The organism is Xanthomonas sp. WHRI 8393, from assembly GCF_040203315.1.
GTDB lineage: Bacteria > Pseudomonadota > Gammaproteobacteria > Xanthomonadales > Xanthomonadaceae > Xanthomonas > Xanthomonas arboricola.
Window position 1 is genome coordinate 477,321 of sequence record NZ_JBEGGL010000001.1, and the last position, 15,701, is coordinate 493,021.

The following is a 15,701-nucleotide window of genomic DNA, read 5'->3' on the forward strand; positions in this document are numbered from 1 at the left end:
GTCGCTGGAGTATCGGGAGTGCGTCGCGCGCAGGCACGCTCCTACGAGGGGGGATATTGATTACGCTTCGGTGGCTAGGTACTCGAAGCGATAGCCCACGCCGTAGACCGAGCGCACCCATTCTTCGCCGCCCACCTCGGCCAGCTTGCGGCGCAGGTTCTTGATGTGGCTGTCCACAGTGCGATCGGTGACGATGCGGTGGTCCACATACACGTGGTCCATCAACTGTTCGCGCGAGTAGACACGCCCTGGCGCTGCGCACAGCGTGCGCAGCAGGCGGAACTCGACCTGGGTCAGGTCCAGGTCGCGCCCGGCCACGCTGGCGCGGCAGGCGGCCTCATCGATCAGCAATCCATGCGTGGGCACCGCATTGGGATCGTGCCGGTGGCGGCGCAGCACCGCGCGCACCCGTGCAATCACCTCGCGCGGGCTGAACGGCTTGCAGATGTAGTCGTCGGCACCGATCTCCAGCCCGAGCAGGCGGTCGATCTCTTCGGCGCGCGCGGTCACCATGATCACCGGCACCGCGCCGAGGCTGCGCAGCTCGCGGCAGATCTCCATGCCATCGCGATTGGGCAGCATCAGGTCCAGCAGGACCAGATCCGGCGACTGCGCGCGAAACGCAGTAATCGCCAGCGCACCATCGGCCACCCAATGATGCGAATAGCCGGCCGCGTGCAGATACTCGCCCAGCACCGCGGCCAGGCGCGGTTCGTCTTCGACGATGAGCACGTGTGCGTTCGGTGCTGCGGTGGTGGTGTCGTCCATTATGCCTCCAGGGCCGGCAGCCGCAGCGTCACGCGCAGGCCGCCCAGGGGCGAAGCGGTGGCGTGGATCTCGCCGTCGTGCGCGCCGACGATATTGCGGCAGATCGCCAGGCCCAGCCCGCTGCCGCCGCTGGCGCGATTACGCGAGCCTTCCACACGATAGAAGCGCTCGAACAGGCGATCGAGCTTGTCTGCCGGCACGCCGGGCGCGCTGTCTTCGATCACGATCTCCACCAGGTGCGCGCGCCGTGCGCACTGCACCCGCAACTGGCCGCCGGCATCGGTGTAGCGCAAGGCGTTCTCCAGCAGGTTGGACAGCAGCTGCTGCAGGCGACGCTCGTCGCCGTCGACATGCAACGGCGCAGTGATGCCGTGGGCCTGCAGCGTGAGCCCGGCTGCGGCAATGCGCGTGTGCATGCCGGCCAGTGTGGACTGCAGCACCACGCTCAGATCGATCGGCGCGCGCCGGTAGGCCAGCGCGCCGACATCGGTGAGCGACAGATCGTAGAGATCCTCGATCAGCTTGCCGAGCTGGCCGACTTCCTGGTGCAACGAGGTCAGCGATTCGCGCGTCATCGGCCGGATGCCGTCCTGCAGCGCTTCCAGCTCGGCGCGCAGCACCGCCAGCGGCGTGCGCAACTCGTGCGAGACATCGGCCATGAAATCGCGACGCGCGCGTTCGTTGTTGTCCAGTGCCTGCGCCAGCTGGTTGAAGTCGCGCGCGAGCTGGTCGAGCTCATCGCGCATGCGCGCCTCCAGGCGCGTGCCGTAGTCGCCGGCCGCCAGGCGATGGGTTGCCGCGGTCAGGCTGCGCACGCGCCGCAGCAAGGTGCGCGACAGCAGCCAGCCGAACAGCGCGGCCACCACGATGGACGCCGCGCCGACAGTCCACCACAGACGTTGCTGGGCCTGGTAGAAGCGCGCGTCGTTGGCGGTCAGCACCTTCTCGAAGGGCAGCATGCCCATCCAGCCCACCGTCTGCCCGTTTACCACCACCGGGCGCAGCGTGTCGGTGCGGCTGACATCGGGGTTGCCGATGATTACCCGGTAGTCGCGATCCAGCAGCGCGAAACGAAACACCGCGCCGGTCTGATCGGAGATCGGTGGTGCGCGTGGCGGCAGGTTCTGCGGCAGCTCCGGGCGCATCAGCACGAACCAGGCGTCGGGATTGTCGCGGATGAAGTTCCAGTCGCCGTGCTTGGCGTAGTCGGCCTGCACGCGCGGCAACACTTCCAGCATCCGCTCGATGCCCTGCTCGCTGAGATAGTCGAGAAACTGCTTCCTGAGCAACAGCTGCCCGGCCAGGCCATTGATCAGCAGCACTGCAATGCAGGCGCTGAGGATGGCGAGGAAGAGTTTGGCGGTGATTCCGAGTTTCATCGAGGCTGGGACAACCTTGTTGCGAACGAGGTCAGGCACGGGGTGCTTGCTGCAGTCACGCCATGTTGCAGCAGCGGCGCCTGCCGCTGCCGGTGTAGCGCGTGTCGTGCACAACCGTATTGGGACTTCATTAAACCCCGAAAGCAAGCGCCTGCTGTCTGCCGATGCAAATCTTCAAATTTGCTCCATATTCGCAGCGTAGCGTGCGCATCCTCCGATCACCCCCGAGTGCGCCGTATGCGTTGCGTTGCTTCCTCCCGTTCTGCCGTGGTGCCGCGTCAGTGGCTGCTGACCGCCATGATCACCGTCGCGCTGGCGGCGTGTTCGCCTGCGCAAGCGCCGCAGCAGCGGCAAGTGGAAGTGGGCGTGCAACGCGTGGACGTGCAGCGCCTGGCGCTGGACCAGACGCTGCCCGGGCGCACCGTGGCCTATCAAAGCGCGCAGGTGCGCCCGCAAGTGGGCGGCATCCTGCGCAAGCGGCTGTTCACCGAAGGCGAGCAGGTGCAGGCCGGGCAGGTGCTGTATCAGATCGAGCCGGCGCCGTTCCAGGCCGCGTACGCGTCCGCGCAAGGCGAACTGGCGCAGGCCGAAGCGGCGGTGCTGTCGGCCAGGCCCAAGGCGCAGCGGTATCAGACGCTGGTCAAGCTGGATGCGGTCAGCCAGCAGGACGGCGACGACGCCACCGCCACCTTGCGCCAGAACGAAGCCGCAGTCACCGCGGCCAGGGCGGCGTTACAGACCGCAAAGCTCAATCTGGATTTCACCCGTATCACCGCGCCGATCAGCGGCCGTATCGGCACCTCGAGCTTCACACCGGGCGCGCTGGTCACCGCCGACCAGACCGATGTGCTCACCACCATCAACCAGCTCGATCCGATCTATGTGGATGTCAGTCAGTCCAGCGCGCAGCTGCTGCAGCTGCGGCGCAAGCTCGATGCCGGCCAGCTCAAGGCGGTCGATGGCAAGGCCGAGGTCAAGCTGTTGCTGGAAGACGGCACTGCCTACGCGCGCACCGGCACGCTGGAAGTGGTGGATACCGCGGTGGATGCCACCACCGGCACGGTGAAGCTGCGTGCGGTGATTCCGAACCCCGACCATCTGCTGCTGCCCGGCATGTACGTCAAGGCGGTGCTGTCGATGGCGGTCAACGAGCAGGCGATCCTGGTGCCGCAACAGGCCGTCACCCGCAACAGCAAGGGCGAGGCGGTGGCGATGGTGGTCGGCGCCGATGGCAAGGTGGCGCAGCGCGTGCTCAAGACCGGCGATGCGGTGGGCGATCGCTGGGTGGTCAGCGAAGGGCTGTCTGCGGGCGAGAGCGTGATCGTGCAGGGCCTGCAGAAGATCCAGGTCGGCATGCCGGTGAAGACGTACGAGGTGAGCGCCACTGCGGCCGCGTCTGCAGCGGCGCCGAGTGCAGCCGCTGCAGGCACACCGAGTGCACCCGCCGCCGCTGCGCGTGCGGCCACGCCGATGCCTGCAGCGCCGGCCAGCGCCACGCCCAAGGCCGACTGAGGAAATCCCATGGCTCGTTTCTTCATCGACCGCCCCATCTTCGCCTGGGTCATCGCCATCGTCATCACGCTGGCCGGCGCGATCTCGATCTTCTCGCTGCCGCTGGAGCAATACCCGGACATCGCACCGCCCTCGGTCACGGTCAGTGCGACCTATACCGGTGCCTCCGCAGAGACCGTGCAGAACTCGGTCACCCAGATCCTCGAACAGCAGATGACAGGCCTGGACAATCTGCTTTACATGTCCTCCAGCAGCAGCTCGGCGGGCACCGCGCAACTCACGCTGACCTTCGAGTCCGGCACCGACCCGGACACCGCGCAGGTGCAGGTGCAGAACAAGGTGTCGCAAGGCGAGGCGCTGCTGCCTGACGAGGTCAAGACCAACGGCGTGACCGTGACCAAGTCAGCCAGCGGCAGCATGTTCATGGTGCTGGCCTTCACTTCCGAAGACGGCAGCATGGACAGCACCGACATCGGCGACTACATGGTGTCCTCGTTGCAGGACCCGATCAGCCGCCTCAACGGCATCGGCAGCGTCAACGTGTTCGGTGCCGAGTACGCGATGCGCGTCTGGCTGGATCCGGAGAAACTGCACACCTACGCATTGATGCCCTCGGATGTCAGCAGCGCGATCGCCGCGCAGAACGCCGATGTCTCGTCGGGCGCACTGGGCGCATTGCCGGCGCTGCAGGGCCAGCAGTTGAATGCCACGGTGACCTCGCGCAGCAAGCTGCGTACACCGGCGCAGTTCGAGAACATCGTGCTCAAGTCCGATGCCGGCGGCGCCACGGTGTACCTGCGCGATGTCGCGCGGGTGGAGCTGGGCTCGGAATCCTACGGCTCCAGTTCCAAGTTCAACGGCAAGGCCGCCTCGGGCATGGGCCTGCAGCTGGCGACCGGTGCCAATGCGCTGGACGCGGCCAAGCTGGTGGAAGCCAAGCTGGATGCGCTCAAGCCGTATTTTCCGGCTGGCCTGAAATACGAGGTCGCCTACGACACCACACCGTTCGTGCGCATCTCCATCGAGGAAGTGGTCAAGACCCTGATCGAAGCGATCGTGCTGGTGGTCGTGGTGATGTACCTGTTCCTGCAGAACTGGCGTGCCACGCTGGTGCCGGTGATCGCGGTGCCGGTGGTGCTGATGGGCACCTTCGGGGTGTTGTCGCTGCTGGGCTTTTCGATCAACACGCTGACCATGTTCGCGATGGTGCTGGCGATCGGCCTGCTGGTGGACGATGCCATCGTGGTGGTGGAAAACGTCGAGCGCCTGATGGCCGAGCAGGGCATGTCGCCGCGCGAGGCCACGCACACCTCGATGGGCCAGATCACCGGCGCCCTGGTCGGCATCGCGCTGGTACTCACGGCGGTGTTTCTGCCGATGGCCTTCTTCGGCGGCGCCACCGGCGAGATCTATCGGCAGTTCTCGGTGACCATTGCCGCGGCGATGATTCTGTCGCTGGTGGTCGCGCTGACCCTGAGTCCGGCGCTGTGCGCCACCTTGCTCAAGCCCATCGACAAGGGCGGCCATGTCTCGCGCAAGGGCGCGCTGGGCACCTTCTTCACCTGGTTCAACACCCGCTTCGATCGCGGTACCGAGCGCTATGGGCGTGGCGTGGAGCGCGTGGTCGGCCATCGCAAGCTCGGCTCGCTGGTCTACGCGCTGTTGCTGGTGGTGCTTGGCCTGCTGTTCTGGCGGTTGCCCAGCGCGTTCCTGCCCGAGGAAGACCAGGGCATGCTGATGGTGATGTTCAGTGCGCCGGCCGGTGCCACCCAGCAACGCACCCAGCAGTCGATCGACCAGGCTACCGCGTTCATCCTCAAGCAGCCGGAAGTGCAGGGCATCATGACCATCTCCGGTTTCAGCCTGGCCGGCAGCAGCCAGAACTCGGGCATGGGCTTTATCCGCCTGAAGGATTGGGCCGACCGCGAGGGTTCGGCGCAGGAGGTGGCCCAGCGCATCACCGGCGCGATGATGATGACGCTGCCCGACGCGCAGGTGTTTGCATTGACGCCGCCGGCCATCAACGGGCTGGGCACCAGTTCCGGTTTCACCCTGCAATTGCAGGATGCCGCCGGCAACGGCCACGAGGCGCTGGTGGAAGCACGCAAGCAGTTGCTGCAGCTGGCCAACGGCAATCAGAACCTGACAGCGGTGCGCTTCAACGGCCTGGACGATGCGCCGACCTACCGCGTGCAGATCGACGATGCCAAGGCCGGCGCGCTGGGCGTGGCCGCAGCCGACATCAACACCACGCTCTCCACGGTGATGGGCGGGCGCTACGTCAACGATTTTCTCAATAACAACCGGGTCAAGCGCGTGTACGTGCAGGGCGAAGCGTCCGCACGCATGCTGCCCGGCGATATCGACCGCTGGTACGTGCGCAACAGCGACGCCGCCATGGTGCCGTTCTCGGCGTTCGCCAGCAGCGCCTGGGCGTATGCGCCGCAGGTGTTGACCCGCTTCAATGGCAGCGAATCGATGGAGATCACCGGCAGCGCCGCATCCGGCATCAGCTCGGGCGATGCGATGACCGCGGTCGCCGGCGAAGTGGACGGCATCGGCAAGGGCGTGGGCTACGCCTGGTCGGGCATGTCGTATCAGGAACAGGCCGCCGGCACCCAGACCTGGATGTTGTATGCGGTGTCGCTGGTGTTCGTGTTCCTGTGCCTGGCCGCGTTGTACGAGAGCTGGTCGATCCCGATCTCGGTGATGCTGGCCGTGCCGGTGGGCATCGTCGGCGCGCTGCTGGCGACCTGGATGCGCGGGCTGTCCAATGACATCTATTTCCAGGTCGGCCTGCTGGCAACGATGGGCCTGGCCGCCAAGAACGGCATCCTGATCGTGGAGTTCGCCAAGGAGCTGGAAGAGAAAGGCCAGCCCTTGATCGAGGCCACCCTGCACGCCGCACGCATGCGCCTGCGCCCGATCCTGATGACCTCGCTGGCCTTCATGCTCGGCGTGCTGCCGATGGTGATCAGCAGCGGCGCCGGCTCGGGCGGACGCCATTCGCTGGGCACCGGCGTGCTCGGCGGCACGCTGGCCTCCACCGTGCTGGGCATCTTCTTCGTGCCGTTGTTCTACGTGATGGTGCGCAGCCTGTTTCCCGGCAAGGCTGCCACGCACTCCCCCGTCGTTTCCACCTCCGAGGTAACGCCATGATGCGCACGACATCCCTCAGCCTGGCGGCGGCCTGTGCCATCGCATTGAGCGGCTGCGTCAGCATGGCGCCGCGGTATGCGCGCCCGGACGCACCGGTGCCCGGCGTGGTCGGCGACACCGGCAGCGCGACCCATGGCGACAGTGCCGATGGCCGCACTACCGCTGCGGCTGGGCTGGATTGGCGGCAGGTGCTGGTCGATGCGCGCCTGCAACAGGTGGTCGCACTGGCGCTGGACAACAACCGCGACCTGCGCGTGGCCGTGCTCAATATCGAGCAGGCACGTGCGCAGTACCGCATCCAGCGTGCGGACCTGTTTCCCGCGGTGGACGCCACCGTCTCGCACACGGCGCAACGTGCTGCGGCCGCGACCAGTTTCACCGGCGCGCCACAGATCATCCGCAGCGCCACCGGGCAGGTGGGCATCAGCAGCTGGGAGCTGGACCTGTTCGGGCGCATCCGCAGCCTCAAGAACGAAGCGCTGGAAACCTATCTGGCCAGCGAGCAGACCCAGCGCAGCACCCGCCTGAGCCTGGTGGCCGAAGTGGCCAGCGACTGGCTCACCGTGGCCGCCGATCAGCAGCGGCTGGCACTTGCCCAGCAGACCCTGGAGAGCCAGCGCAAGACGCTGCGTCTGACCGAATTGCAGCACGACAACGGCATCGTCTCCGGGCTGGATCTGGCGCAGATCCAGACCAGCGTGGAAAGCGCGCGCGCCGATGTCGCCAGCTTCACCACCCAGCTGGCGCAGTCGCGCAATGCGTTGAACCTGGTCGTGGGCACGTCGGTACCGGCGGCGTTGTTGCCGGCTGCCGATGCGATCGAGAGCGGCGTGGCATTGGCACCGTTGCCGGCGCAGCTGGAATCGCGCGTACTGTTGCAGCGCCCGGACGTATTGTCGGCCGAGCACACGCTCAAGGCCGCCAATGCCGACATCGGCGCGGCGCGTGCGGCGTTCTTCCCCTCCATCTCGCTGACCGGCAATGTCGGGCGCGGCAGCGATGCCTTGTCCAGCCTGTTCGATGGCGACCACACCTGGTCGTTCACGCCCAGCGTGAGCCTGCCGATCTTCCGCGCCGGCGCGCTGAAGGCCGAACTGGATGTGGCCAAGCTGCAGAAGGACATCACCATCGCCCAATACGAACTGGCGATCCAGACCGCCTTCAGCGAAGTGGCCGACGCGCTGGCCGAGCGCACCCAGCTGGACGAACGCATGGACGCGCAGCGCGCACTGGTGGATGCGGCACAACGCGGTTTCACCCTGTCGGATGCGCGCTACCGCAACGGCGTGGACAGCTATCTGGTGGCGCTGGACGCGCAGCGCTCGCTCTACAGCGCACAGCAGACCTTGATCAGCCTGCGGCTGACCGAAGCAAGCAACCGGGTGACCTTGTACAAGGTGCTCGGCGGCGGCGCCGATGCGCAATCGCAACCGCCACCGGTAGCGCAACAGTAGTCATGCATCGATGCGCCAGTGCGAGGGCACTTGCCTGCAGTTGCAGCTGTTTCTCACTGCAGCTGCAGGCGGCACTGCGCGCTCGGGTCTGGCACACCTGATGCCGTTACAAAGCGTCTGCAGACATTGCAGACATTGCAGGCGCTGCAGCACGCTCGCGCGCGTACTGCGATGGTGGGCTGCCGGTATGGCGGGTGAAGGCAACGCTGAAACTGCTTGCCGAGCCATACCCCACACGCTGCGCGGCTTGCGCTACGCCAAGCCCTTGTTCTGACAGAAGCGTCTTTGCCAGCGCCATGCGCCATGCCAGCAGATATTCCATCGGCGCCATGCCCATTGCCCGGTTGAAGCGCGCAAAGAACGATGATCTCGACAGCGCCGCTTCCTTGGCCAATGCATCGACCGTCCACGCATGCGCCGGTGCACCGTGCAGTGCACGCATTGCCGCCGCCAGCCGCGCGTCGGATAACGCGCGCACCAGTCCTGGCGTCGTGTCGCTCGCTGTCAGCGAGCGTAATGCTTCAATCAACAGCACCTCCAACAGCCGCGCAAGCACCACCTCGCGTGCGGGCCGGGTTGCACGTGCCTCTTCGCCAACCAGAGTCACCAGCGTGGTAAGTCGCGGCTCGCTGCGCACATGCACCAGCCGGGGCAGCAGCGACACCAGTAGCGCGGCATCGGGCGAGCCGAAGCTGCAATGCCCAATCACGATGCGAAGATCCGCCGGGCCGTCCTGCGCGCCGATACGGAAAGTGCCATCGCCCATGTTGGTCGGCACCGTGTGGGCCTGCCCGGTCGACGCCTGCAGGCTGGAGAGCGTGACGGCCAGCATGGCCGGTGCCAGCACGAAGTCGCCTGCTTCAAGAACACGCGCCTCGCCATCTTCGAGCGTCAGCCGGCACGTCCCTTCGATCACTGCGCAATAAAACGGGCCTGGCGCATCGGAGCGGTGTGCCGACCACGCACCGGCGCCCACGACAAGCTTGGAAAACCGTGCCGCCGGCCTGAGCAGCAGGACAACCTCGGTAAGCGGGTCGGGCAGCATTGGACTCTCGCAAATGAATTAAGCACTTTAGAATATCGCAAGTACGATGTTCGACGCCTAACGTACATCCCTCACAACATCACCGAGGGCGCTTCATGCAAACCGTACTCATCACTGGTTGCTCATCCGGCTTTGGCTTGGCGACCGCCAATTACTTCCTAGAGCGCGACTGGAATGTGGTCGCCACCATGCGCACTCCACGCGAAGACCTGTTTCCTGCGTCGCCACGAATGAGGGTGTTGCAGCTCGATGTCACCGATGCCGCGAGCATCCAGGCCGCGATCGCTGCGGCCGGCACGGTCGACGTTCTCGTCAACAATGCAGGCTCCGGTGCGCCCGCGCCGCTGGAACTGGCAAGCCTGCAGTCGGTGCGTGATCTGTTCGAGACCAATACCTTCGGCACGCTTGCGGTAACCCAGGCGGTCTTGCCGCAGATGCGTGCGCGCCACGCCGGGGTCATCGTCAACGTGTCGTCGAGCGCAACGCTCAAACCCCTCCCACTGATCGGTGCCTACCGCGCAGCCAAGGCCGCGGTGAATGCGCTGAGCGAATCGCTGGCCGCCGAGCTGGAGGACTTCGGTATCCGCGTGCGCATCGTCTCGCCGGGCTCGTGCGGGGAGACGGAATTTCGTGCCAATGCCCGCGCGGGTCTTCGCGGTCTTGATGACGAGGTCTATGGAACGTTTATGCAACAGACGATGGCGCGCATGAGCGCATCCGCCGGCCCCGAAACGCAGTCGATCGATGTCGCGCAGGCCATCTGGCGCGCAGCCACCGATCCGGCCGCGCCGATGTTTATTCCTGCAGGCGCGGATGCAGAACTGTGGGCTTCCGAAGCGGCTTGGAGTGGCTAGTAAAACCTTTCGACCGCTGTACCGAAATCAAAAGCTGAGTCGGTCGAGTGCGCGGTGCCCTCACCGCTTGCGGGACACGCCGTGAACCCATCCCTGGGGGCTCGGTGGCGGCATCCATGCCGCCACACGGTCCCGCAATCGGCGAGGACACCGCACCAGAGAGTTGATCGGTATCTTTGTTTAAAACCCTGCACACCGACTATCTCGACTGGTCCTTGCCCGCCCACCGTCGCGGGACCTTACGCGGCATGGATGCCGCGTAAGAGCTAACAAGGACGTACTTGCAGCGTGTCCTGCGATGGTGGGCGGGCAAGGGCCCTGCAGCAAACCCGCAAATCATCCGCTCTAAAAACCGATGCACCCACAGCGTTCAATCACCTTTCAAGGCAACCAAAGCCCCTCTTTCCTCTGTAGAGGTGTTGGGGGAGAGGGTACGGAGCGAAGCCACACAAGAGTGAGAATTGAGAGGCTTTGCCCGTACCCTCATCCGCCCCTGCGGGGCAGCTTCTCCCGGCGGGAGAAGGGGTCAAGCTCCCGTTGGGACCTCGTCACCTTCAAGGGAGGAGGAATCGAATTCTGTGAACGCAGGAGTCGTGCCAGTCGCCGACACGCGACGTGTTCCCACGCACGCTGCGATGGCCGACGCAGACGCCGGCCATCGCATTGCACATTGCTAGAACCGCATCACTTCGCGGCGTTGGCGTTCATCACTGCATTGCGGCTGGCATCCAGGTACTGCGCCGGGTCGCGCATGCCTGTGGTATGGCATTGCCCGGTGGTGTGGCCGCGATTGACGCCGCCCGGCAGCTGCGCGTTGACCTGCTCCACGGTGCCATCTTCCGGGTCGTTCAGTACCAGGTCCGAGGCCGCGTTGCAGTAGTCGTTGGTGTACCAGTTGGTCTTGGCGAACGAGGTCGTGTAGTAGTTGACCTTGGCACGCGCATCGGCCGGAATACCGGCCAGCCAGGCTTTGGCGCCGTCGTAGGTCATGTCGGTATTGGTGCCGCAACCCACGCCGAACCACGAGCCCACCGCCGCCAGAATGCCGGACAGATTGGTGCCCTGGTACGGCGTGCCGACCGACTGCATCACCCGCCCACCCGTGGCGTTATCCAGCCCGCTCCAGTAGTAGGTATACAGATGCAGCGCGGCCATGCCGCCCTGGCTGTGCGCCACCGTCGCGAACGAGGACCACTGACTGGCGAACTGCGCCAAGCGCTGTGCGAACTGGTCGTTGCTGCGGTTCTGTTTGGCATCAAGGAACGAGGACGCATTGGTGAACTGCGCCTGCGGCCACACGCCGTTGGAGCAATAGCCGTGCACCAGCACCAGTTGCGACCCCGTGGCCTGCGGTTGCGCCATCGCACTGGCACGGGCCAGCGTCGTCGGACGCGGCCCCATGCGCATGCTCTCGTCGATCGCGGCGGCAGAGTGCGCAATGCTGGCGCGGCGCAACGCGGGCAGCTGCAAGGGCAGCGTGTCGGCCTGTACCAGCGGGATGTAATGGTCCGGGTCTTCGATGCGCAGCCCGCGCAGCGTAAACGGCGCACGCGCACCGGCACGCGCGACCCAGCGCTCGTCCAGGCTCAACGGCAGCTGGCCTTGCTGCGGCGTCAGCATGCCGCCGATCCACGCCACCGGCACGTCCTTGCCCTTGGCATCGGTGCCCCAAACCTGGCCAAACACGCGGTAATGCGATGGTGCCTTGCCGCGCGCGGCGATCGGCAAGGCAATGCTGAGCCGGGTGCCGTCGGCAGCGCGTGCGCTGAGTGCGTTGCCGAGCAGACGCAGGGAGGTATCCAGCACCGGCAACACATGCTCGCTGGTGCGCACGAACGGCTGCCCGGCCTGGTCGCGACCGCGCACGATCACCTGTGCAATCCAGGTGCCTTCGGCTGTCGGTTGGAACGTGCCGCCATACACGCCATCGCCGGCAGCACCGTCGTCGTGCTGCCCGTCATCGGCCATCGGCAGCGTGCGGATGCCGCCTTGCGGGTCGATCACACGCAGGCTCGCTGTCTCGATCTGCCCCGCCTGCGCGGCCAGCAAGCTCGCGCCGGCTGCATCGTTGCCGCTGAGCAAGGCGTTGAGCGTCAGCGACTGGCCGACCTGCTGCCGACGATGGCGCGGGTACGAGGCCAGCTGCGTGCGCGCATCGCCTTCCATCAGCACATACCCGCGTTGCGCCACCGGCGCCGCCGATTGCAACGTCAGCGCCCAGTTGCCGTTCTGCGCGGACTCCACCGCGTAACGCATGCCGCTGGTGCCGCTCTCGGCGCTGCCCAACAGTGTGCGTTGTGCCTGCAGCTGCGGTGCAACAGCAGCGGCACGTGCGCCGGCAACGCGTGGTGCAGTCACCGCCGCCTCCCACGGCTGATCGCCGGCCAGCACCATGAAACGCAGATGGCCGTTCTCCACCGGCAAGGTGCCTTGCCAGCGTGCAGACTTGCCGGCCGGCGCCAACTCCACCGGCAGCAAGGCGCTCTTGGACAGGATCGCCGACTCGGCCGGATCGGGCGCGCGCATCTGCGCGAACTCCTCCGGTGGGCCAGCCAGTTGTTTGGGTTGCAGCTCGGCCGCGGCAAGCGGCGTGGAGACCAGCGACAGGGTGCACAGCAGGGACAACAGCGACGGCTTCGGCATGGCGACATCTCTCCTTGAACGTTGCAGAAGCGATGCCGCCGCGCATGGCAACGGCATCGGATGCAGCGCCCCCTCGCCGCGATTCGCCGATGGTTATACCGCGCGCTTGTGACAGGTCTGCTGTGCGCTGCAACACCTCACGCGCAGCAAACAAACCGCCAGGAATAAAAAGTACAGACTGTGATCGAGGTCGTGGACATGTCGAGGTCCACGACGCGTCGCCGGATGAAAGTCAGAGGTCTGCAGATGCTGCGCGGGCGCCGGATGTGGCGGGTTTCAGTCCGCCCGGCCGCGTGTGGTAAGGGAGCGGTACTGCTCTACCCACGCGACAGTCTGTGCGATGCCGCCAAACGGATAAAAGTGCATGCGGACCTCGCCGTGCGCATCAGTCAGGCCAGTGGCCAGCCGTTCCACAAAACGATCCGGCCCGGCAGTACCCAACAGCTTGCCGAGCGAGATGCCGTATTTGGACAACATCGATGCGCATGCGCCGACACCGCAGCTGGCGGCATAGCGTGCGAGCACCGCCACGCCGGCAGGACCGGCTACGCCCACACGCACGGGATATGCAATGCCGTGCGCGCGCAGCGCCTGCAGCCACGTCAGCACGATGTCGGCATCGAACGCGAACTGGGTGACGATCAGCGGCGCCATGCCGCGCTCGGCGATGCTGCGACACTTGCGTTGCAGCACCTCCCATCGATCGGCTGCAGGCATGCTCGGATGCCCTTCCGGATGCCCCGCCACGGCGATGGTCCGGATGCCGTTGCGCTCAAAGACCCCGGTATCGATCAGCGACAAGCTGTCCGAAAACGGCCCGAGCGGAGCAGGCGGATCGCCCGCAATCACCAAACAGCGCTCGACGCCGGCGTCATCGACGGCGCGGCTGACAAAGGCATGCAGCTGCTCGCGCGAGGCGATACGGCGCGCGGACAGGTGCGGCATCGGCTGAAAGCCGAGTGTGCGCACCATCCGTGCCGCGGCCAGCCGCGCGTCGTCGTCCTGGTTGGGCAGGTAGGGGATTGCAATGGTTGCGCCATGCATGATCCGGGGCGCCGCAGCAGCCAGCCCGGCAATGTGCTTTGCGCTGACCTCCAGCGAATAGGCCTCGGTGATGGTGCCGGTGAGGCTGGGCGTGTCCGGGTCGATCAAGGGTGTTGCCGTCCTGTGGTGGTGATTGACTGCGCCGCTGCGTCAGCCCTGATCGAGCGGGCAGGGGCCAGGGAGAACGTTGAAATTCCGGCGGCGTCCTGGCCCCCCCCCCGGCACTTAATCGTCCTGTTCCGCATCGCCGTAGAATTTCACGCCCAGTTGTATGCGATTGCGCCCGCTTTCCACGCGGTGCCGGTTGGTGTCGCGCAGCGAGTAGACGCAGCCGCAGTATTCCTGCTGGTAGAAGTTCTCGCGCTTGCTGATCTCGACCATGCGCGAGGAACCGCCGCCCTTGCGCCAGTTGTATTCCCAGTACATCAAGCCGGGATACCTGGCCGCAGCGCGCACGCCGCAGTCGTTGATCTGCTGCATGTTCTTCCAGCGCGAGATGCCCAGGGAGCTGGTGATCACCGGGAAGCCGTGCTCGTGCGCATACAGCGCGGTGCGTTCAAAGCGCATGTCGAAGCACATGGTGCAGCGCACGCCGCGCTCGGGTTCGTTCTCCATCCCGCGGGCCCGCTCGAACCAGTTGTCCCGATCGTAGTCGGCATCGACGAAGGGCACGCCGCACTGCTCGGCAAAGCGGATGTTCTCGTCCTTGCGCAGCTCGTATTCCTTGCGCGGATGAATGTTGGGGTTGTAGAAGAAGATGGTGTAGTCGACGCCGGACGCCAGCATGGCCTCCATCACCTCGCCGGAGCATGGCGCGCAGCAGGAATGCAGCAACACCTTGTCGTGGCCGGCAGGCAGTGGGAGTGGCGTGCGGGTTGCGGTGGTATCCATCAGTGGGCTCCGGATGTCGTGGCGGTGCCATTGGCAGGCTGGCGGGCCAGTTCGATGAAGGCGCGCAGGTAGTCGACGGCGATATCGGCCTCGCGTGCGCCCAGGAAGATCTGCTTGGCGATGCCGCGCGCGCCCAGCCGCACCGGCACCACGTCCATCCTGGCGGCGTATTCCTCCACCAGCCAGCGTGGCATGGCGGCCACACCGCGGCCACTGGCCACCATCTGCATCATGATGTCGGTGGTTTCGATGGCCTTGTGGCGCCTGGGCGTGACACCGGCCGGCAGCAGGAACTGGCTGTAGATGTCCAGGCGCTCGAGGTCCACCGGATAGCTGATGAGCACCTCGCGTGTGAGCTGCTGGGGCTTGACGTAGGCGGCCGACGCCAGTGTGTGGCTCCGGGCCACGACGAGCACCTGCTCGTAGTCGAACACCGGCTCGAACCGCAGCCCGGGCTTGTACAGCGGGTCGGGCGTGACCAGCAGATCGATCTCGTAGCCGAACAGCGCGCCGATACCGCCGAACTGGAACTTCTGCTTGACGTCCACATCCACATCCGGCCAGGTGGCCAGATAGGGCGCTACCAGCTTGAGCAGCCACTGGTAGCAGGGATGGCATTCCATGCCGATGCGCAGTGCGCCGCGTTCGCCCTGTGCGAACTGGCCCAGGCGCTCCTCGGCCAGGTCCAGCTGCGGCAGCACCCGGTTCGCCACCGCCAGCAGGTACTGGCCGGCCTGGGTCAGGCGCAGGTTGCGTCCCTCGCGCAGCCACACGTCGGTGCCCAGCTGTTGCTCCAGCTTCTTCATGCTGTGGCTCAGCGCCGACTGGGTCAGGTTCAGCACGCCGGCAGCAGCGGTCAGCGAGCCTTGCTGCTCGACTTGCTGGACGATGGTGAGATGGATGCGCTCAAGCATTCAGATGATCCGAATTCATGGATTGTTGAAATAACACC

11 protein-coding genes are annotated in these 15,701 nt (G+C 65.8%); 4 read left to right on the forward strand and 7 right to left on the reverse strand.

The window, feature by feature from the left end:
* Positions 1-60: 60 nt before the first annotated feature.
* Both ABQ137_RS02030 and baeS read right to left on the reverse strand, forming a co-directional pair.
* Entirely contained in the window at positions 61-768 is a 708-nt protein-coding gene (locus ABQ137_RS02030; protein ID WP_126965424.1) for a response regulator, read from the reverse strand.
* Positions 768-2,147 carry a sensor histidine kinase efflux regulator BaeS gene (gene baeS / locus ABQ137_RS02035; protein WP_047127867.1) on the reverse strand — a complete coding sequence of 460 codons (1,380 nt, stop codon included), beginning with the start codon at positions 2,145-2,147 and terminating at the stop codon, positions 768-770. Before baeS ends, ABQ137_RS02030 begins: the two co-directional genes overlap by 1 nt.
* 237 nt (positions 2,148-2,384) lie before the next feature.
* Between baeS and ABQ137_RS02040 the strand changes: the two genes are divergently transcribed.
* Genes ABQ137_RS02040 through ABQ137_RS02050 form a run of 3 tightly spaced genes read left to right on the forward strand, consistent with a single transcriptional unit; the run spans position 2,385 to position 8,272 of the window.
* Positions 2,385-3,659 (forward strand): efflux RND transporter periplasmic adaptor subunit, encoded by a 1,275-nt coding sequence (locus ABQ137_RS02040; RefSeq protein ID WP_349781505.1) that lies wholly within the window; start codon positions 2,385-2,387, stop codon positions 3,657-3,659.
* Positions 3,660-3,668: 9 nt separating this feature from the next.
* Complete coding sequence (locus ABQ137_RS02045) at positions 3,669-6,818, forward strand: efflux RND transporter permease subunit (RefSeq protein ID WP_349781047.1); 3,150 nt, start codon at positions 3,669-3,671, stop codon at positions 6,816-6,818.
* Complete coding sequence (locus tag ABQ137_RS02050) at positions 6,818-8,272, forward strand: efflux transporter outer membrane subunit (protein ID WP_503021180.1); 1,455 nt, start codon at positions 6,818-6,820, stop codon at positions 8,270-8,272. The genes ABQ137_RS02045 and ABQ137_RS02050 overlap by 1 nt, the downstream gene beginning before the upstream one ends.
* Before the next feature lie 106 nt (positions 8,273-8,378).
* Here ABQ137_RS02050 and ABQ137_RS02055 read toward each other — a convergent pair whose 3' ends face one another.
* Positions 8,379-9,314, reverse strand: coding sequence for an AraC family transcriptional regulator (locus ABQ137_RS02055; RefSeq protein WP_104593749.1), 936 nt, complete (start codon positions 9,312-9,314; stop codon positions 8,379-8,381).
* 98 nt (positions 9,315-9,412) lie between these two features.
* Here ABQ137_RS02055 and ABQ137_RS02060 point away from each other — a divergent pair, with 98 nt between their 5' ends.
* On the forward strand, positions 9,413-10,171 hold the full coding sequence (locus tag ABQ137_RS02060; RefSeq protein ID WP_046344942.1) for an SDR family oxidoreductase: 759 nt from the start codon (positions 9,413-9,415) through the stop codon (positions 10,169-10,171).
* Between the two features lie 684 nt (positions 10,172-10,855).
* Here the strand turns inward: ABQ137_RS02060 and ABQ137_RS02070 are convergent.
* The 4 genes from ABQ137_RS02070 to ABQ137_RS02085 all read right to left on the reverse strand — a co-directional run bounded on the left by ABQ137_RS02070 (position 10,856) and on the right by ABQ137_RS02085 (position 15,663).
* Complete coding sequence (locus ABQ137_RS02070) at positions 10,856-12,814, reverse strand: choice-of-anchor X domain-containing protein (protein WP_184515556.1); 1,959 nt, start codon at positions 12,812-12,814, stop codon at positions 10,856-10,858.
* Positions 12,815-13,090: 276 nt separating this feature from the next.
* Positions 13,091-13,966, reverse strand: coding sequence for a methylenetetrahydrofolate reductase (locus tag ABQ137_RS02075; RefSeq protein ID WP_184515559.1), 876 nt, complete (start codon positions 13,964-13,966; stop codon positions 13,091-13,093).
* Between the two features lie 117 nt (positions 13,967-14,083).
* On the reverse strand, positions 14,084-14,749 hold the full coding sequence (locus ABQ137_RS02080) for an epoxyqueuosine reductase QueH (RefSeq protein ID WP_039517469.1): 666 nt from the start codon (positions 14,747-14,749) through the stop codon (positions 14,084-14,086).
* Entirely contained in the window at positions 14,749-15,663 is a 915-nt protein-coding gene (locus ABQ137_RS02085; RefSeq protein WP_065033084.1) for a LysR family transcriptional regulator, read from the reverse strand. Before ABQ137_RS02085 ends, ABQ137_RS02080 begins: the two co-directional genes overlap by 1 nt.
* Positions 15,664-15,701: the final 38 nt, after the last annotated feature.